We start from the raw sequence: 20,269 nt of genomic DNA, 5'->3' as shown, positions 1-20,269 counted from the left end.
TTTCTGGATGGAACCTGGTTATGAAAAGAAATAAAATTGTAACAGTATTGATGCAGAAATGATGCATGCCGGATGTATGATGCAGGTTATAAAAAGAAAATCGGAAAATATCTGAAGAATTGACACATTTAGATAGAAAAAAAGCCTATTTTCTTTTTATATCAATCGTTATAATACAACCGAAAGAAGGAAAGAACTATGAGAAAGAAAGCATGGATTTTATGTACGGCAATGGTAGTGGCTTTGGCGGGATGCAGCAATGTGAGTGATAATAATACGACCGATATCATCCAGGTGAGCAGCGAGACGGTGACTACAACGGAAGCAGCAACGGAAGTTACGACAACCACCGAAAATGAAACTACGACCGAATCTGTTACGGAGAGCAATACCCCGGACAGCACATTACAGTCAGAAGGTTCGAATACAGGGAAGACGGAACCCGCTGCGACAGAAGCTAAGACGACGGAATCCCAGTCACAGGAAGGCGAGCCATCCGATGATTCGTGGAAGGAAGAGTTCGAGAAGACGCTGTATGAGGAGTATGGTGTGGTGCCGGATCATTACGAATATATCGGAAATGATGTCTATCAGGTCTATGTGAAAATCGACGGGAAGATCGTGCCATATGTGGCAGTGAATTGGAAGACGGGAGATTTCCACGGATAGAAGAAAGGATAAAGACGGGTGAAAGAAATGGGCGATGCAAACAAAATCACAGGATATGGAGAACATAGAGAATTATATCGGATTTCAACGGATGAAATCCTGTATTTTGAGGCGGTAGGAGAGAAAGTGTTTGCCTATACGGAACAGGAAATTTATGAGATAAAGAATCGCCTTTACCAGATTGAAGAGAAGGTGAATTCGTATGATTTTACCCGGGCATCCAAATCCATGCTTGTAAATACAGACAGAATCTCAAGTATTGCTTCGATTTCAGGCAGCCGCGGGAAGATTATGATGGACAATGGTGAGGCCGTTATTGCGAGCCGCATGTACTACAAACCATTGCTTTCATCCATGAAATGGAAGAAAATCAGTTGATTTTTTTTGTGTTTTTTTCTGACAAAAAATATGCTATGATGAAATGCGAATTGGCATAAAGGTTAGAAAAAGGAGACACAAAATGAGCAAGAAATTACTTTTGATCAACGATATGGCTGGCTATGGAAAGGTTGCGTTATCTGCGATGATTCCAGTGCTTTCCCATATGAAATACGAGGTATTTAACCTGCCGACAGCAATCGTATCGAACACACTTGATTATGGCAAGTTCGACATCCTGGATACAACTGATTACATGAAAAATGCAATCGCTGTCTGGGAACAGCTTGGATTTGAATTCGATGCAATCTCAACCGGATTTATCGTGTCGAAGGAGCAGACCGAGCTTGTGACCGAGTTCTGTAAGGCACGGGCGGAAAAAGGTGTGACGATCTTCACAGATCCGATTATGGGAGATGAGGGAAAGCTCTATAACGGAATCACAGAGGAGACGATTGATTTGATGCGTGAGCTGATTTCGGCTGCGGACTATATCGTACCGAACTATACTGAGGCGGCATATCTGACCGAGCTTCCATATAAGGAAGATGGCGTGACAGAGGAAGAGTATCATACGATGATCGACAAGCTTCGTGCATTCGGTGCGAAATCGATTGTGATCACAAGTGCGAAGATCGCGGGCACAGATTGCAGATCGGTTGTCGGATATGACCACAAGAAGGAAGAATATTTTAAGGTTGATTTCGAAGAAATTCCAGTACATTTCCCGGGAACGGGAGATATTTTCTCCGCCGTATTTATCGGAAAGCTTATGAGTGGCAAGGATCTGCAGACGGCAACCGCAGAGGCGATGGATGCCGTGAAGAGCATGATCGGCCAAAATGCAGATAACGTGGATAAATATAAGGGAATTCCGCTGGAAACCTGTATGGAGGTGCTTGACTGATGGCAAGACCGAAGATCCGGATTACACTGATCGACCAGAAGGGCGAAAAGGGCTGTCACAGAGGACATAAGATCGGTGATTCTTATGATTTTGATACGGAGCGTGGAAAGCTCTGCCCGATGGCGATGCATGTCGCATTTCCATATGTGGATATCCTGCGCTATGGCGGCGAGATACCGGGACAGGAGAAGGGCACCGCTGTTTTCGCATGCCCGGATGTCGATACGCTGAATGTCTTTAAAATTGAGCGGATAGACGGCTGAATGTACGAAAAGAAAAACAATAAAAATGATAGGGATTATTGATTTTATTTGAAACATTTTGTATAATACAGTCAGAGTTTATATTACATCTAATATAAAACATAATATAAATAATTTGAAAGGAGAAACTATTATGTTACAGAACCAGGAATGGGAATCATTCACAGGTAGACTCTGGAAGGAAGAGTGCAACGTAAGAGACTTCATCCAGAACAACTACACACCTTATGATGGAGACGAGAGCTTCCTTGCAGGACCAACAGATGCTACGAACAAGCTCTGGGATAAGCTTCAGGCTCTTCAGAAGGCAGAGAGAGACAACGGTGGTGTATTGAAGGAGGACGCAGATGTTGTATCCAGCATTACAGCATATGGTCCTGGTTACATTGATCCAGAGACAAAGGATCTTGAGCAGATCGTAGGTCTTCAGACAGACGAGCCACTTAAGAGAGCATTTATGCCTTATGGTGGTATCAAGATGGCTGAGGAAGCACTCGAGATGTACGGATACAAGCCAAACGAGAACTTCCACAAGATCTTTACAGATTATCACAAGACACACAATCAGGCAGTATTTGATGCTTATACACCAGAGATGATGGCAGCTCGTCATACACATATCGTAACAGGTTTGCCAGATACTTATGGTCGTGGTCGTATCGTTGGTGATTACAGAAGAATCGCTCTTTACGGTATTGATCAGCTGATCGCTTGGAAGCAGGAAGATAAGGCTAACTGCGGCGATGGTAATATGTACGATGACGTTATCCGTCAGAGAGAAGAGTTGACAGAGCAGATCAGACGTCTTCAGGAGATGAAGGTTATGGCTCAGTCATACGGCTATGATATTTCTAAGCCAGCTTCAAATGCGAAGGAAGCTGTTCAGTGGTTATACTTCGGATACCTTGCAGCTATCAAGACACAGAATGGTGCTGCTATGTCCGTAGGACGTGTATCTACATTCCTTGATATCTATATCGAGAGAGATATTAAGGCTGGTAAGCTTACAGAGGCTCAGGCTCAGGAGCTTATCGATCACTTCACAATGAAGCTTCGTATGGTTAAGTTCGCAAGAATTAAGTCATACAACGAGCTGTTCTCAGGTGACCCTGTATGGGCTACACTTGAAGTCGGTGGTATTGGTATGGACGGACGTTCAATGGTTACAAAGAACGACTACAGATTCCTTCATACTCTTGAGGATATGGGACCTGCTCCAGAGCCAAACCTTACAGTACTTTACTCTTCAGCATTGCCTAACAACTTCAAGACATATGCTGCTAAGATTTCTGTAAGAACAAGCTCAATCCAGTACGAGAACGATGATGTAATGAAGCCAATCTGGGGCGATGATTACTCAATCTGCTGTTGTGTATCTGCTACACAGACAGGTAAGGAAATGCAGTTCTTCGGAGCTCGTGCAAACCTTGCTAAGTGTCTCCTGTACGCTATCAACGGTGGTAAGGATGAGAAGTTCCTTGATAAGAAGACAGGTAAGCCAATGCAGGTAGGTCCTGACTACGCTCCTATTACTTCTGAGTACCTTGACTATGATGAAGTACTTGCTAAGTACAAGCAGATGCTTGACTGGTTAGCAGGACTTTATGTAAATATCCTGAACCTGATTCAGTACATGCATGACAAGTACTACTATGAATCAGCAGAGATGGCATTGATCGATACAGATGTACGTCGTACATTTGCTACAGGTATTGCCGGATTCTCACACGTTATCGATTCCCTTTCAGCTATCAAGTATGCTAAGGTTAAGGTTATCCGTAACGCAGAGACAGGACTTGCAGAAGACTTCGAGATCGAAGGCGAGTTCCCTAAGTATGGTAATGATGATGACAGAGCAGATAATATCGGTGTATGGCTGCTTCATGAGTTCCTTACAGACATCAAGAAGAGACACACATACCGTAATTCAGAGCCTACAACATCTATCCTTACAATCACATCTAACGTAGTATATGGTAAGTTCACAGGTAACCTTCCAGATGGTAGACGTGCTTGGACACCATTTGCTCCAGGTGCTAACCCAAGCTACGGTGCTGAGACATCAGGACTTCTTGCATCTCTGAACTCAGTTGCTAAGATTCCTTATGAGTGGTCTTTGGATGGTATCTCAAATACTCAGACAATGAACCCATCTGCACTTGGTCATGATGAGGCTGAGAGAGCTGAGAAGCTTGTAAGCGCTATGGATGGTTACTTCGATCAGGGCGCTCACCACTTGAACGTAAACGTATTCGGTAAGGATAAGCTCTTGGATGCTATGGAGAACCCAGATAAGCCAGAGTACGCTAACTTCACAATCCGTGTATCTGGATACGCTGTTAAGTTTATCTCTCTTACACGTGAGCAGCAGCTCGATGTTATCAACAGAACATTCCATGACTCACTTTAATTAGAAGTTTGTCAAAAATGTTTTTGATAGATAAGTAATTCACTGGAGTCCCGGAGATACTATCTCCGGGACTTTTTATAAAAATAAAATTGTTAGAGGTGGAACATGCCGGAGAAGAAACAGATTTTAGGTTATATTCATTCAACAGAAAGCTTTGGAGCCGTAGATGGACCAGGTATCCGATTTGTAGTATTTTTGCAAGGCTGTAAGATGCGTTGTAAATACTGTCATAACCCGGAGACGTGGAATCTGGTAACCGATTACACAAAGCTCTATGCTGACACAACGGATGATAAAGAACGAGAAGAACTCGAAAAGAAAATTGAAGAGAACACAAAACTGCTGCTAGATAAAGGCGTCAAGGTTGAAGCGAGAACTCCGGAAGATCTGCTCAAGCAGGCACTTCGTTATAAGCCTTATTGGAAGGGCGATGGAGGAATAACCGTCAGCGGAGGCGAAGCGCTTCTGCAGATGGACTTTTTGATTGAATTCTTCAAGCTTGCAAAAGCACAGGGGATTCACACAACGATTGATACAGCGGGCAATCCATTTACAAGAGAGGAGCCTTTCTTCTCGAAGTTCAATGAACTGATGGCACTCACTGATTTGTTCCTGCTTGATATCAAGCAGATTGAGGACGACAAACACCGGGAGCTGACAGGGTTCTCGAATAAGAATATATTAGACTTGGCACAGTATCTCTCCGATCAGGGAAAGCATATGTGGATTCGACATGTCCTTGTGCCGGGCATAACAACCGACGAAGCAGATCTGAAGAAGACGGCTGAGTTTATCAGGACTTTGAAGACGGTTGACCGGGTGGAGGTATTGCCATACCATAAGCTTGGAATTCAGGAGTGGGAGCGCCTTGGAATCCCTTATAAGCTGGAAGGAATCGATCCTCCAACGGACGAACAGCAAAAAATTGCAAGAGAGATTCTGGATGCAAAGTAAGAGTTGCACATGAGAGTCGCAAAAACAATATAAGAAAACAAATGAGACTGCGCAATATTCAGGAATATGAGTATTGCGTAGTTTTTTTTGATATAGTTGATATAGGAAAAGATTATAACAAACAATCATTTTTATGTATGGCTGTCTGTATTGACATAACAGAGGAAGCACGTTATAATCTGAAACCATGAAAGGGAAATAAATAGTTTATCAGATAGGAAAAGTAGGGTATAAAACCTGCGAGGGAAAGGAAGTACGTCTATGGCAATTATCCAGATACAAGATGTATCCAAAAAATTTCAGACAAAAGACGGCGAGATTGACGCGTTGAAGCATGTGACGCTCGACATCGAAGCCGGAGACATATATGGAATTATCGGTATGTCCGGTGCAGGAAAGAGTACGCTCGTACGATGCATCAACCATATCGAAGTTCCGACTGAGGGAACAGTGATCGTGCAGGATAAGGATCTGAGCAAGCTTTCCGAGAAAGAGCTTCGCAAGCAGCGGGAACATATCGGCATGATCTTCCAGCATTTCAATCTGCTGATGCAGAAGTCTGTATTGGAGAATGTATGCTTCCCATTGTTCATTCAGGGGAAGTCGAAGGTTGAGGCAAAGAAGAAAGCGTATGAGCTTCTGGATATCGTAGGTCTGAAGGATCGTGCGAAAGCATATCCATCCCAGTTATCCGGCGGACAGAAACAGCGTGTGGCAATCGCAAGAGCCTTAGCTTCTGATCCCCAGATCCTTCTGTGCGATGAGGCAACGAGTGCGTTAGATCCGCAGACAACATCTTCAATTCTCGCATTGCTGAAGGATATCAACAAACGGTTTGGTATTACGATCGTCGTAATCACACATCAGATGGCAGTTGTCCGGGAGATTTGTAACCGGGTAGCAATCATGAAGGATGGACAGGTGGTCGAGAACGGAAGTACCGTGGAGATCTTCAATCATCCAAAGTCAGAGGTGGCAAGAGATCTGCTTAGAAAGGACGATGGTGGAGATACCACCGGTGACGATCAGCAGACAGCAAACCAGATTCAGGACGGAACGAAGATACGAATCGTATTTACAGAGAACTCCGCATTTGAACCGGTCATTGCAAATATGATTCTGACATTTAAGGAGCCGATCAACATCCTGAAAGCAGCAACCAAGAATGTCGGTGGCGTGGCAAAGGGAGAGATGATATTAGAGATTCCGAGTGGCTCCACGAATGTGAAAGCGATGGAACAGTATCTGATCGACCGGGGGCTTGAATTAGAAGAGTTATCGGAGACAAAGACAGGAGGTGCGTTCTAATGTGGACAGAACAGGTTCGTTCCATGATTGGAACAGGTATTCTTGAGACGTTATACATGACAGTTGTTTCAACTGTATTTGGATATTTATTTGGACTGCCGATGGGAATTCTCCTCTGTATCACAGATAAAGAGGGATTGAAGCCAAACAAGGTGATATATAAGATTTTGGATGTGATCGCGAATATTGTACGAAGCATACCGTTTTTGATCTTATTGATTCTGTTGATTCCATTTACAAGACTGTTGCTTGGAAAAAGCTATGGTTCTACCGCAACGATCGTCCCACTGACGGCAGCAGCGATTCCGTTTATCGCAAGAATGGTGGAGTCTTCACTGAAGGAAGTCGATTACGGCGTTATCGAAGCAGCAAAAGCAATGGGCGCAAGCAACAGCAGAATCATCTTCAAGGTATTGCTTGTTGAGGCAAGAACTTCCCTGATCACAGGCGCGACGATTGCAATCGGAACGATCCTTGGATATTCCGCAATGGCAGGTGCAGTCGGCGGTGGCGGACTTGGAGATATCGCAGTCCGTTACGGATATTACCGGTATCAGACAGACATCATGCTTGTTACGGTGGCGTTGCTGATCGTGATCGTACAGGTATTCCAGTCGGTTGGTATGTTCGTTGCAAACCGTCTGGATCGCAGAAAATAATTTGCAATATATGCGGGTATCGGAATGTGCACACCGGAACCTGCTTATATATAAAGTAATGGATCATTTTATAAAAGTTTTCAATGATTACAAAAACAGGAAAGAGAGGACATGAATTATGAAGAAATCAATTAAGAAATTACTCGCACTGACACTGACAGGTGCATTTTTGGTAGGAGCACTCACAGGCTGCGGAAAGAGCGGCGAGGACGATAAGACAATCACAGTTGCAGCATCTGCAACACCACACGCTGAGATTCTGGAGTATGCAAAGGATAAGCTTAAGGAGCAGGGCTATGATCTGCAGGTGACTGTCTTTGATGACTATGTAAAGCCAAACGAAGTGGTAGAAAGCGGAGACTTCGATGCCAACTACTTCCAGCATGTACCATATCTGGAAAGCTTCAATGAGGAGAAGGGCACACACCTTGCAGTTGCAGGTAAGATCCACTATGAGCCATTTGGTATCTATCCGGGAACAAAGAAGAGCTTGGATGAGATCGCAGACGGCGATTCTATCGCAGTACCAAACGATACAACAAACGAGGCAAGAGCATTGCTTCTTCTGCAGGATAATGGCATCATCACATTGAAGGATGGCGCAGGTATCAACGCAACGGTCAATGACATCGCTGAGAATCCACATAATGTAAAGATCGTTGAGCTTGAGGCTGCACAGGTAGCCAGAGTTGTCGATGAGACAGCATTTGTCGTATTGAATGGTAACTATGCACTTGCTGCCGGTTTCTCTGTAGGAAAGGATGCCCTTGCATATGAGAAGAGTGATTCTGAAGCTGCTAAGACATATGTAAATGTAATCGCAGTGAAGGAAGGAAACGAGGACAGTGCAAAGATCAAGGCACTGGTAGATGTATTGAAGTCTGATGATGTGAAGAAGTACATCAACGACACTTACGATGGAGCAGTTCTTCCTTATGAGGAATAATCGGATTGGGTGGAACTAATAAGAATTTGTTATATACAAAATAAAAACATATAAACCACAGATAAACGCTCTGCTGTATGGGATGTATTCCATATGGCAGGGCGTTTTGTCGTTGCAGGAAGGTATAAATGATTATATGGAGAGGATATAAAATCTGTTATGAACACATGGAAATTGCTGAAAACAAAAAAATCTAAAGTAAATGTCTTTAATAAATAGAAAAAATAGAGAGAATTATCAATTTAACTCTTGTTTTTTTCGAGAAATGTCTATAAAATAGAAAACAGACGGTTTAAATGCATAATTTATACGATGCAAATAAATGTGAAAGGTATAAGGTAGCTGAAATGAAGAAATACAAGGATATGAGTAAAGACGAGTTATTGACATTAAAAGCCGCTCTTATGGAGGAATACAAGGAAGAACAGGCAAAGGGCCTCAGCCTCAATATGGCAAGAGGAAAGCCTGGATTCGCCCAGTTAGCACTTTCCATGCAGATGTTAGATGAGATTAATAGCAAATCTGATATGCGTACCTTGCTTGGAAATGATACAAGAAACTATGGAGATCTGGATGGTATCGGAGAGTGTCGTCAGCTTATGGCAGACATGATGGAAGTCAAGAAGGAGAACATCATCGTATATGGTAACTCCAGTCTGAACGTTATGTACGATACAGTTTCCCGTTCGATGACACACGGTGTCAATGGTTCGACTCCTTGGTGCAAGCTGGATAAGGTCAAGTTCCTCTGCCCGGTACCTGGATATGACAGACATTTTAAAATCACAGAGTTTTTCGGCATTGAGATGATCAACATCCCGATGAATTCCGATGGACCGGATATGGATCTGGTTGAGAAATACGTAAATAACGATGCCACAGTGAAGGGTATCTGGTGTGTGCCGAAATATTCAAATCCAACCGGAATCGTATATTCCGATGAGGTGGTAAGAAGATTTGCAGCATTAAAGCCGGCAGCCGAAGACTTCCGTATCTTCTGGGATAATGCATACTGCATCCATCATCTGTATAAGGATCAGCAGGCAGAAATCCCGAATATCTTAGAGGAGTGTGAGAAGGCCGGGAATCCGGATATGGCATATATGTTTGCTTCGACATCGAAGATTACATTCCCTGGTTCCGGTGTTTCTGCAATCGCAACTTCTACAACAAATGTAGAATTTATCAAGCAGCAGTTAACCGTACAGACAATCGGTCATGATAAGATCAATCAGCTCCGTCATACAAGATTCTTCAAGAATATTGACGGACTGAAGGCACATATGGAGAAACATGCGGATATCTTACGTCCGAAGTTCGAGGCAGTTTTAAATGCATTTGATCAGGAGCTTACAGGACTGGAGATCGGTTCGTGGGTAAAGCCGCTCGGTGGATATTTCATTTCCTTTGATGCACTCGAGGGCTGTGCGAAGAAGATCGTAGCAATGTGTAAGGATGCAGGCGTGGTACTGACAGGCGCCGGTGCAACCTATCCGTATGGCAAAGATCCAAAAGACAGCAATATCCGTATTGCTCCTTCGTTCCCATCTGTGGAAGAGATGGAAGCAGCATCGAAGATTTTCGTGCTTTGCGTGAAGCTTGCAAGTATCGATAAGTATCTGGAAGCATAAGCTTGCCAGGGCAATTAAATAGAGAGTATTCAAATCCCGGTGTGAAAGCGCCGGGATTTTTTGCATGGATTTAACAGTATTATGATGGTTTTATGATAGAACCGGGTGATAGTATCTGCTAGGATCATTTATAATTGGGAAATATATGCGATCGTGAACAGCCTTCCGGATATTGGTGATCGCTGTTTGGTAATTGGTGTATCAGGATACGGAGAATGAGATATGTATGATGATGAAAGAAAAATTTTGACAGACCGGTTAGATAAACCGGTGATCCATAACCAGAAAAAAATCAGAGATAAATACAGACAGGATATACAGACGATGGGGCAAAAACAGCATATCAGTACTGCGGAAGACATGAAACTTCGCGAGATGTTACTCAGTCCGCAGAATAAGGTGGAGGACACACGAAATGAAAAAAATGGATGTGCGCTCTTATTGTTCCTTGAAATATTTTTTACCATTGCGGTATTGATTGCCAGTCTTGCTGTGACGGTTATGCCACAGGAACCTTCCGGACGGACGATGGCGGATGCGATATCAACGTTCTTCTTTATTGAGATCCCTTTGTGGTTACCATTTTTGATCATCATGAACAATCACGGTAAAATAAAAAAGGCAGTTGAAAAGGGAAATTTTGAGAAATATAATTTTCAGATTCGGGAAAAAGTATATCAGTTGTTTTCGGGGGAAGATTATGTAGTAACAAATCATTATATTGAGATTGCAGGCATGTATGTACCGATCCGTGAAAACCTCATTACGGGGCTTGAATGTTGGCAGACAATCTCTGTTGTGCTGGTCGAATATAAGGGAACGTATTATTTTTCATATCTTAATGAAAATGTGTTTTACAATGATACTGAAGATAGTCTTTGGTGGAATGATTTATCACGAAAAAAGACATACTAATTCCACAAATAAATGGAGGAATTCGTATGAAGGATCGAATCGAGACATTGAAGGAATATCTGAAGCGGCTTGGAGAAAGAGAGTCGCTGGAAGCAGTAAGAAAAGATTTCGTGGAAGTATTTAAGGATGTTGATCCTGCGGAGATCATGAAGGCGGAACAGGAGATGCTTGCGGAGGGAACACCACTTTCTGATGTGCAGAAGCTGTGTGATGTGCATGCCGCACTCTTTCATGGAAAGACGCGGGAGGAACAGATTGCGAATGCGGAAAAGGCGGTGCATGCGTCAGCACTGCGGGAAGAACGGGAGTCAAAGACGCGTGAACTGGCGCAGATCAAAGGACATCCGCTATGGCTGTTTGCAAATGAGAATGGTGCTCTTGCTATGCTGCTAGAACAAGCAGAGGAGAAGATCAAGGATGGCAGTGCGAATAAGAAGACGTTGGAATCGTTGCGTGGCATCTCCATTCACTATGCGAAGAAGGGAGATCTTCTGTACCCGGTTTTGAATGTGCGGTATGGGATATCCGGACCGGCAAGTGTGATGTGGACGGTTGATGATGAGATCCGGGATGAAATCTCATTTCTTGCGAAGATGAATGATAAAGAATCCGAATGGCAGGAGCGGTTTGCAACGGTAGTAGCACGGGCACAGGAAATGATCTACAAAGAGGCAAATATTTTGTTCCCGAACTGTGCGGCGAATTTCACGGAGGAAGAGTGGATCGGCATCTACCATGACCAGAAGGATTATGCGGTCTGTTTTGGCGTGGAGCCGGAGATCTGGAAGAAGGCAGAGGATAACCAATATGTGCCGGAGACATCGCTCACAGAGACGGAAATCCGTATGCCGGGCGGACATCTGACAATTGCGCAGCTGATCGCACTTCTGAATACGATTCCGATGGAGATCACATTTGTGGATGTGGACAATATCAATCGTTTCTTCAATGAAGGACCGAAGGATTTCAAACGTCCGGGGATGGCAATCGACCGGGAAGTATTCTCCTGTCACCCGCCGAAGATTGAATCGACCGTGCGAAGAATAATTGGAGAATTCCGCGCGGGGGCATTGGACGAGGTTCCAATCTGGATGGACAAAAATGGAAAATGCATGCTTGTCAGATACATGGCGGTACGGGATAAAGAGGGAAAGTATCTCGGCACACTGGAGCTCGTGCAGGATATGGGATTTGCAAAGGAGCATTTTCAACCGGAAAAGCGGCAGGAGGAGATATGGTAAGCGGAGAAATGGGGATATCGTAAGCGGAGAAATCGCTTGTATATGCGGCACGTAAATGATAAAATCTGATGTATATGCCAGAAATAAATGTACGGCTTAAAATAGGAGAAATCAGATGAAAATTACAATCATTGCAGTGTCCGTATCTGCACTTTCACAGATCCAGATCTTTCAAAAAGAATATGCAAAAAAATACCCGGAGGATGCAATTGATTTTGCGGTCTTTTATGTGGCAGGAATGGAAAACAAATATCTGATGCATCCGGAGATTCTAGAGAATGCAGTCCGTGAGGCGGATGTTGCAATAATTGACCTGATGGGTGTTTCAGAGGCATTGCGGGAGATTGTCAGATGTGGTTTAGAGGAGTGCCGGGGACAACGGATTGTGATTGGTAACGAATTGCGAGAATATCTGCGCCTCGGAACATTTTCTATGGAAGCAATGGGTAAAATGATGAAGTCCTCCCAGAAGAAACCGCTGACAGGAGATGTGTCAGAGGAGGAAACTAACCAAGCGGATACGAAGGAAAACAAAAAAACGACAGCCAGTGCGTTAGAGAAGATGCGCCGGATACGAAGAATGGCGATGATCCTTGGAAATGTCCTTCCATTTGGCATGACGAAGGATATGAAGCAGGTATTCCTGTTGATGGACTACTGGCAGCAGGCAACCTACACGGATATTGAATCGTTTTTCTATCTGATTTTACGAAGATATTGTGGCAGGAGCTTTCTGCCGAAGGAAAAGCCTTGTACGATGCGGTACGGAATCTATCTGAAAGATCCATTTTCGCTTGTTTGCGAGGACGTACTGGATAAATATTGGAAGAAAAATCCGTATGACAAAGGCAGGGATACGATAGCATTTTTGTTTTACGGACATGCATATCCGAACGATTATCTGCCAATTGTGCGTATCATTTGTGAAAAATTAAGAGAAAAATATAACATACTTCCGATTGCATTCTCACAAAATGAGGATCGCGATCAGGAGAAATTAAAGAGTTATCTCTGCCAGAAGAAGTATCCGGTATCCGCGGTGATCAATACGATGCCATTCCGTCTGGGGGCAGGTCCGATGGGCGGAAATGCAGATGGAGCGGTGCAGATTCTGAAGGAGCTGCGGGTGCCATATATCAAGCCATTCTGCCTGACGAAAATCACAGAGCAAAGATGGCAGGAAGCATCCGCGGTCAATCCGGGCGAGTTCCTGATCAGTATGTTGCTGCCGGAATTAGATGGGGGAATCCTCACGTTTCCGGTTGGCGTGATGGGTGATGCGACGGTATCAGAATTGCAGCCGATCACAGAACGGATTGATACACTTGTGGCACGGCTGGAAGGATATCTGAGGTTACAGAAACTGAACAATCAGGATAAAAAGCTCGCAATCGTATTCTACAATTATCCGCCGGGCGAAAGCAATGTTGCATCCGCGGCATTTCTTGATACCTTTGCATCGGCGGCAGAAGCTTTGAAGCAGTTAAAACAGGCGGGATATCAGGTGGAAGCCCTGACTGCGGAACAGCTTCAGGGAGCGTTCGTGATGGATGGAAACTGCAATGCGCCACAGTGGAGCGACGAGGCGGAAGCACAGATTACATACAGGCTGGATGGAGAGGACTATCCAGTGAAGGGGATTCGATGTGGAAATGTATTTCTTGGGTTACAGCCGTTGCGGCAGGACGGAGACAGTAAAGCGGATATCATCGAGAACTACCATGACCGGAATCAGGAACCACCGAAGGCATATCAGGCATTTTACCATTATATAGGGGAAGAATTTGGAGCGGATGCAGTGATTCATTTCGGTACACACGGGACTTTGGAATTCCTGCCGGGTAAGGACAATGGCATGATGGGACAATGCTGGCCGGACCGTCTGATTGGGACAGCTCCTCATTTTTATTATTACTATATCGGGAATCCTTCGGAAGCGATGATAGCCAAGCGGAGAACGCATGCTACGATTATCAGTTATCAGGCACCTGCTTTGAAAAAAAGCGGAATATATGGTGAATTGCAGGAATTAAAAGAGACGATCGCTGAGTATAGGGAGAGTATGCAGAGTGCACCGGAACGCTGCGATGATCTGATGAACCAGATTGACCATCTGGCAGAGGCATGTGGATGTACAGGGGATCTTGAGCAGATCGAGGAATATTTGTATGAATATGAAAATAGTCTGATCACGGATGGCTTGCATGTGATGAATGCGGAGGAGGCACAGGGACTTCTGCATGCTTTAGATGGGGAATATGTCCCTGTTGGAACTGCGGGAGACGTGGTGAAAAATCCGGATATCCTTCCATCCGGGCGAAATCTTGTGCAGTTTGATCCCCGGCTTGTTCCGACTAAAACGGCATATGACCGGGGCGCAAAGGCCGCACAGCTTGCCATGGAACAATATAAAAAGCAGACAGGCAGATATCCCGATACAACCGCTGTGATTCTCTGGGGATTGGAGACATCCAGAAGTCAGGGTGAGACAGTTGGACAGATCTTATATTATCTGGGACTCCGTCTAAGGACGGATCGTGCGAGCTTTGATGACCGTCTGGAGATTATTCCGCGGGAGGAGCTTGGAAGACCGCGTATGGATGTGGTGATCCATATGTGTGGCTTTTTTCGGGATATGTATCCGAATCTGGTAGATAACCTGAATGAAATGCTACAACAGATTCTTGCGTTGGATGAGCCGGATGAGGCAAATTATTTTGCGGCAAATACGAGAAAACTGGCGCATACACTGATGAAAGAGCAGGGAATGGACGAGACACGGGCATGGGAGATGGCGTCCTGCCGGATCTTCGGCCCGAAGGAGGGAGAATATGCGACGCGTCTTACGGATGTTGTGAAAAAAGGAAGCTGGAAAGCAGCGGAGGAGCTTGGAACAGGCTTTACAGCGGATCTTTCGTATGCGTATTCGTATCGGCACAGAGGCGAGGCAGCGGCCAGCGTACTGAAACATCAATATGAAAATGTAGACTACATCTCGCAGATACGGAACAACGTGGAATATGAACTCACCGATCTCGATCATTATTATGAGTTTTATGGCGGACTTTCCAAGGCGGTGGAAAACCAGAAGGGCGAAAAGCCGGTGATGCTTGTCGCAGATACCGTCGGGGAAGACGTCAAGGTACAGGATATCCAGGAAGCGCTGAACCGGGGAATAAGAACGCGCCTGTTGAATCCAGCATGGATCGAGGGCATGATGCGGCATACCTATCATGGCGTGCAACAGATAGAGAAGCGGTTTGAAAATGTGATGGGATTTGCAGCATCGACGGATGCAGTGGACAGCCAGACATTTTCGGAGATGACGCGTTGTTATGCGGCGGATGAAGAACTGCGCAGGCAGATGACAAAGAGTAACAAATGGGCGTATATGAAGATGATGGAACGCCTTATGGAAGCAAATCATCGAGGGTATTATCAGGCAACCGAGGAAGAGTTAGAATCGATCCGGGAGGCTTATATCGAGGCAGAAGGAGAGGCAGAGGAGTAAGATGCAAAGGAAAAAGATAGACAATGTATATCCGTTCACGGCGATTGTCGGTCAGGAGAAGATGAAGGAAGCAATCGTGCTGAATCTCATCAATCCGGCACTCGGCGGTGTACTAATCCGGGGACAGAAGGGAACTGCCAAGACGACTGTCGTCCGTGCAATCCCGAACCTCATGCATAAACTGAAAATTGTGGAGATTCCGGCAAATGCAACGGAGGATCGTGTTGCAGGAACGATCAATATTGAGGCGGCGTTGAAGGACGGAGAGAAGAAATTTGAGCCGGGACTTCTGAAGGAAGCAGATGGAAATATCCTGTATGTTGATGAGGTAAATCTGCTCGATGACCATATTGTGGATCTGCTCTTAGATGCAGCGGCAACCGGCAGAAATACAGTGGAGCGTGAAGGAATCTCCTGTACGCATGCGTCAAAGTTCATATTGATCGGTTCGATGAACCCAGAGGAGGGAAATCTTCGACCACAGCTGCTTGACCGGTTTGGAATGGTTGTGGATGTGACAGCAGAGGAGGATGTAGACAAGCGAATCCGGATTGTCAAAAACCGCCTTGCCTATGAACAGGATGCATCGGTATTTTGTAAGAGATTCGAGGAACGTCAGGCGCGTCTGCGCACGAAGATCGACAGAGCCAGAGCACTTTTGCCGGAGGTGACAATGAGCCGGGAACTTCTGCGTCTGTCCGCAGAGATCTGTATTGCCTATGGTACAGACGGACACCGCGCAGATATCGGAATCGTGAAAACAGCAAAGACAATCGCAGCGTATGAAGGAAGAAAACGGGTCAAAAAGGAAGATATCTCCAGAGCGGCACAGTATGTACTGCCGCACCGTATGCATAAAAATCCGTTGGATAACGGGCAGATGAATCCGGAGATGATGGAACAGATATTGTCCCGAAAAGGAGAAAAACGTGAATCGGAGACATCCGGGGAGGGAGACTAGACTCTGCGAAGCAGAAAAATGTGGATATGCAGGAGGAAATATTTCTCCCGGTTGAGCAAAGTGGAAGGGAACGCTCGATTATAGAAGTACTAGATGAGATGATGGCATCTCTGGAGCTTCCGTTTGCACAGAAACGTGCGGCACAATTAAAGATAAAAAAAGGAAAGCACAGTGGATCTGTGGTGCCATCCGAAGCAGAAAGGAAAATGTGCGGCCTTTCGGATGTTGATATCCCGGCGACGATCCGGACATGTGTGGAACGTGGAAGCCACATGGAGAAAGACGGACTTCAGGGACAGATCATGCCAGAAGATCTGCGTATGAAACGATATCGCAACAAGAAGCACAGTACCGTACTTTTTGTTGTGGATGCCAGCCGGTCGCAGGGTGCGAACAAACGCCTTGCATTTGCAAAAAGCGCAGTGATGGCAATGCTTGAAAAAGCCTATTGTGACCGCGACCGGGTGGGACTAATCTTATTTGGAGATAAGCATGCCACGGTGAAGCTGCCATTTACAAAGAGCGTGGATGTCGCGGCAGAGAACATGCGGGGGCTGAAAGCAAAGGGCAATACACCACTTGCGATGGGGCTGCGTTTGGCAGAACAGGTACAGTTGACGGATCGCCGCAAATATCCAGAGGATATCCATCTCACTGTGCTGATTACGGATGGCAAGTCCAATTATGATACAGAACATGGGAATCCGGTAAAGCTGGTGTATCAGGCAGCGGAGGATTTGAGGAAAAATGAGTTGCCGCTTCTGGTGATTGATACCGAAAACAGTATATTCGGAATGGGAATCGGAGTGAGAATCGCAGAGCTTGCAGATGGTGCATATGTGAAATGTGCAGAGTAACCGGACGGAGCCAGACGATAAGAAAGTTGAAAAAGAAATGAACAAGATCGAAGAATATTACAATAAATTCAATGAGGAAAAACGATTAAATTCAAGGCATGGGCAAATCGAGTACCGCATCACGATGAAATATATTCATGATTATCTGGATGTGCGGATGCAGGAGTTGAAGGTCACGAACCGGGAAGATATCAGGATTCTCGATATCGGTGCCGGAACCGGACGTTACAGCGTGGCACTCTGTGAGGAAGGTTACGATGTGACGGCTGTGGAGCTGGTGAAGCATAATTTGGGAATATTGAAGCAGAAAAACAGTAACGTGCATGCGATGCAGGGAAATGCGCTGCATCTGAAGAAGCTGGAAGATAACACCTATGATCTGACACTCCTCTTCGGACCGATGTATCATCTGATGACGAAGGAGGAGAAGATTCAGGCGCTCTCCGAAGCGAAACGCGTGACGAAACCGGGCGGGATTATATTAGTCGCCTATGTGATGAATGAGTATGCCGTGGTCGTATATGGTATTCAGGAGAACCATCTGGAGGAAAGCGTGAAGAATGGAACATTGGATGCATCGTATCATACGGTACCTGCAGCGGATAGTCTGTATGCATTTGAACGGATTGAGGACATCGACGGCTACAATCAAGCGGTTGGATTAAAGCGGGAAAAGATTTTATCACCGGATGGACCAGCCAATTATATCCGTCCGTTTGTGAATCAGTTAAGTGAGGAGAGCTATGAGCTTTTCGTGGCGTATCAGTTGAAGGTGTGTGAACGACCGGATCTGATCGGTGCAGGGGCACATACGGTGGATATACTTCGTAAGGAATTGTGATGAACAGGATGCGTATGTGCATTGGATAGGATGAATCGGAACAAATATATGCATGGTATAATGAAGTACAGTGATGTGTGTAGATTATCAGGCGATTACATAATGATGTAAGATATAAGGAGAAGATAAAACATGGAACAAGGAAGCTTGCCGGAGCGCTATCTGTCGCGTTCGGTGATTAAACATATACGAAGATTGAATCCGAAGCTTTCGGTATCGGCAGCAGTTGGAAACGATTATGCGAACCTGCATGGAAGCGTAAGTGCAGATGGCATCGGTGATACGCCGTGGATCGCGTGGGTGAAAGCGATGAATAATTTTGCGTGCTCCGGCGGACAGGTCGAGGGTGCACGTCTTACGATGCTCCTGCCGGGAAATGTAAAGGAATCATGGATCAAAGGCTATATGGCAGATTTCAATTCCTATGCAGAAGCAAAGGGCATACAGATCTTAGGTGGTCACACCCAGGTGTCTGAAGTATTTGCGCGGGCGCAGTTTGTTGTGACAATGCTTGGAACAGCGAGCGAGTACCATGCAAATAAAAAGAAAATCAAGCCGGACTATGAGATCGTCATGGTCGGGCAGGCGGGTCTGATGGGTGCAGATATAATTCTGAAGGAAAAGCGGGAAGAACTGCATACGCGGTTCCCGGATTTCTATCTGGATATGGCAAGTGTCAAGGAGGATGCGTATAGCATTGCGGATGCGGCGCGGAAGATTGCAGATTCCGGCATGGATATCTGCTATATGCATGATGGCTCATCGGGTGGTGTCTATGGTGCCCTGTGGCAGATGGGCGTCTGGATGGATAAGGGCTTTGAGGTACAACATGTAGATATTCCAATCCGACAGGAGACAATTGAAATCTGCGAGTTCTTCAATATCAATCCGTATCTCCTAGATGCAACCGGTTGCCTGTTTGTAGTTGTGGAAGATGGAGAGAAGCTGGTGGAGCATCTGGCAGAGCAGGAAATGGAAGCCGCCGTGATCGGTGTTGTGACAGAGAAAAAAGAGAAGCTGATCGTGGTAAATGAGCTGGAACACCGGTGCCTGTCTCCGGTGAATGGGGATGAGATACATAAAGTGTTGTGAATGAGAACAAGTGGACTTACAAATGAGTAACAAAAGAGGAAAACAATTAAATAAATATGTACCGGACTATGTGTTATATGATCTGGAGACAACCGGAATTTCTGCAAACTACGATGAGGTAATTGAAATCTCAGCCGTGAAGGTGCGCGGCGGTAAAATCATCGATGAATTCAGCACACTTGTTAATCCGGGACGAACGATTCCGTATGGTGCGAGCGCGGTCAATCACATCTATGATGAGATGGTGGCAGATGCACCGGAGTTTGAAGAAGTGTTACCGTTGTTCCTTGCATTTATCGGAAATGATATTCTGGTTGGACATAATATTGCGGCGTTTGATATGAAGTTTCTGTATCGGGACTTTGAGAAATATATGGGATTGATACTTCCAAATGATTTCGTGGATACATTGCGCCTAGCAAAAAACGTATTCCCGGATTGGAAGCATCGGAGACTGGGTGATCTTGCGAACTATTATGGAATCTCTACGGCAGGTGCGCATCGCGCATTGACAGACTGTAAGATGAACCAGAAAGTATTTGAATTGCTTGGAAAAGAATTGTCTGGGGAAGGAACGGCGGACGCGCGGCAGAATGTTAAGACTTGTCCAAAATGTGGAATGACGATGGTTAAAAGAAAAGGAAAGTTCGGCGAGTTCTGGGGGTGCAAGGGATTCCCGGATTGCCGGTATACGGAGAACATCTAAGGGGAAACAGCAGGTTGCTT

At 45.2% G+C, this 20,269-nt stretch carries 18 protein-coding genes; all 18 read left to right on the top strand.

Annotated features, from left to right (window positions below):
• Positions 1-198 precede the first annotated feature (198 nt).
• The 18 genes from H9Q76_RS09410 to H9Q76_RS09325 all read left to right on the top strand — a co-directional run bounded on the left by H9Q76_RS09410 (position 199) and on the right by H9Q76_RS09325 (position 20,249).
• Positions 199-669, top strand: coding sequence for a hypothetical protein (locus tag H9Q76_RS09410; protein WP_238298506.1), 471 nt, complete (start codon positions 199-201; stop codon positions 667-669).
• A 27-nt stretch (positions 670-696) separates the two neighbouring features.
• Positions 697-1,047 (top strand): LytTR family DNA-binding domain-containing protein, encoded by a 351-nt coding sequence (locus tag H9Q76_RS09405; protein ID WP_147353759.1) that lies wholly within the window; start codon positions 697-699, stop codon positions 1,045-1,047.
• 82 nt (positions 1,048-1,129) lie between these two features.
• Positions 1,130-1,954: a pyridoxamine kinase gene (locus tag H9Q76_RS09400; protein ID WP_117781438.1), complete on the top strand. Its 825-nt coding sequence runs from the start codon at positions 1,130-1,132 to the stop codon at positions 1,952-1,954.
• Positions 1,954-2,217, top strand: coding sequence for a TIGR04076 family protein (locus tag H9Q76_RS09395; RefSeq protein ID WP_118544778.1), 264 nt, complete (start codon positions 1,954-1,956; stop codon positions 2,215-2,217). Before H9Q76_RS09400 ends, H9Q76_RS09395 begins: the two co-directional genes overlap by 1 nt.
• 133 nt (positions 2,218-2,350) lie before the next feature.
• Entirely contained in the window at positions 2,351-4,627 is a 2,277-nt protein-coding gene (gene pflB, locus H9Q76_RS09390; RefSeq protein WP_021985869.1) for a formate C-acetyltransferase, read from the top strand.
• 105 nt (positions 4,628-4,732) lie between these two features.
• On the top strand, positions 4,733-5,581 hold the full coding sequence (locus tag H9Q76_RS09385; protein ID WP_021985868.1) for a radical SAM protein: 849 nt from the start codon (positions 4,733-4,735) through the stop codon (positions 5,579-5,581).
• Between the two features lie 261 nt (positions 5,582-5,842).
• Positions 5,843-6,889, top strand: a complete 1,047-nt coding sequence (locus H9Q76_RS09380) for a methionine ABC transporter ATP-binding protein (RefSeq protein ID WP_249321001.1) — start codon at positions 5,843-5,845, stop codon at positions 6,887-6,889.
• Complete coding sequence (locus H9Q76_RS09375) at positions 6,889-7,548, top strand: methionine ABC transporter permease (RefSeq protein WP_118734337.1); 660 nt, start codon at positions 6,889-6,891, stop codon at positions 7,546-7,548. The genes H9Q76_RS09380 and H9Q76_RS09375 overlap by 1 nt, the downstream gene beginning before the upstream one ends.
• A gap of 118 nt (positions 7,549-7,666) precedes the next feature.
• Complete coding sequence (locus tag H9Q76_RS09370; protein WP_177987529.1) at positions 7,667-8,494, top strand: MetQ/NlpA family ABC transporter substrate-binding protein; 828 nt, start codon at positions 7,667-7,669, stop codon at positions 8,492-8,494.
• A gap of 347 nt (positions 8,495-8,841) precedes the next feature.
• A complete protein-coding gene (locus H9Q76_RS09365) occupies positions 8,842-10,125 on the top strand; it encodes an aminotransferase class I/II-fold pyridoxal phosphate-dependent enzyme (protein ID WP_021985864.1) in 1,284 nt (427 codons plus the stop codon).
• A 222-nt stretch (positions 10,126-10,347) separates the two neighbouring features.
• Positions 10,348-11,040, top strand: coding sequence for a hypothetical protein (locus H9Q76_RS09360; RefSeq protein ID WP_249321000.1), 693 nt, complete (start codon positions 10,348-10,350; stop codon positions 11,038-11,040).
• Between the two features lie 26 nt (positions 11,041-11,066).
• A complete protein-coding gene (locus tag H9Q76_RS09355; protein WP_249320999.1) occupies positions 11,067-12,281 on the top strand; it encodes a DUF438 domain-containing protein in 1,215 nt (404 codons plus the stop codon).
• Positions 12,282-12,396: 115 nt separating this feature from the next.
• Entirely contained in the window at positions 12,397-15,792 is a 3,396-nt protein-coding gene (locus H9Q76_RS09350; RefSeq protein ID WP_249320998.1) for a cobaltochelatase subunit CobN, read from the top strand.
• 1 nt (position 15,793) lies between these two features.
• Positions 15,794-16,753 carry an ATP-binding protein gene (locus H9Q76_RS09345; RefSeq protein ID WP_118544783.1) on the top strand — a complete coding sequence of 320 codons (960 nt, stop codon included), beginning with the start codon at positions 15,794-15,796 and terminating at the stop codon, positions 16,751-16,753.
• 26 nt (positions 16,754-16,779) lie between these two features.
• Entirely contained in the window at positions 16,780-17,610 is an 831-nt protein-coding gene (locus tag H9Q76_RS09340) for a VWA domain-containing protein (protein WP_118544784.1), read from the top strand.
• Between the two features lie 37 nt (positions 17,611-17,647).
• On the top strand, positions 17,648-18,451 hold the full coding sequence (locus H9Q76_RS09335) for a class I SAM-dependent methyltransferase (RefSeq protein WP_181985500.1): 804 nt from the start codon (positions 17,648-17,650) through the stop codon (positions 18,449-18,451).
• A gap of 132 nt (positions 18,452-18,583) precedes the next feature.
• Positions 18,584-19,543: an AIR synthase-related protein gene (locus tag H9Q76_RS09330; RefSeq protein WP_249320997.1), complete on the top strand. Its 960-nt coding sequence runs from the start codon at positions 18,584-18,586 to the stop codon at positions 19,541-19,543.
• Positions 19,544-19,565: 22 nt separating this feature from the next.
• Positions 19,566-20,249, top strand: coding sequence for a 3'-5' exonuclease (locus tag H9Q76_RS09325; RefSeq protein ID WP_195541441.1), 684 nt, complete (start codon positions 19,566-19,568; stop codon positions 20,247-20,249).
• Positions 20,250-20,269 lie beyond the last annotated feature (20 nt).

It is taken from the genome of Wujia chipingensis (genome assembly GCF_014337155.1).
GTDB lineage: Bacteria > Bacillota > Clostridia > Lachnospirales > Lachnospiraceae > Coprococcus_C > Coprococcus_C hominis.
The sequence above is the reverse complement of the archived record's forward strand: the minus strand, read 5'-3'. Positions and strand labels throughout refer to the sequence as shown.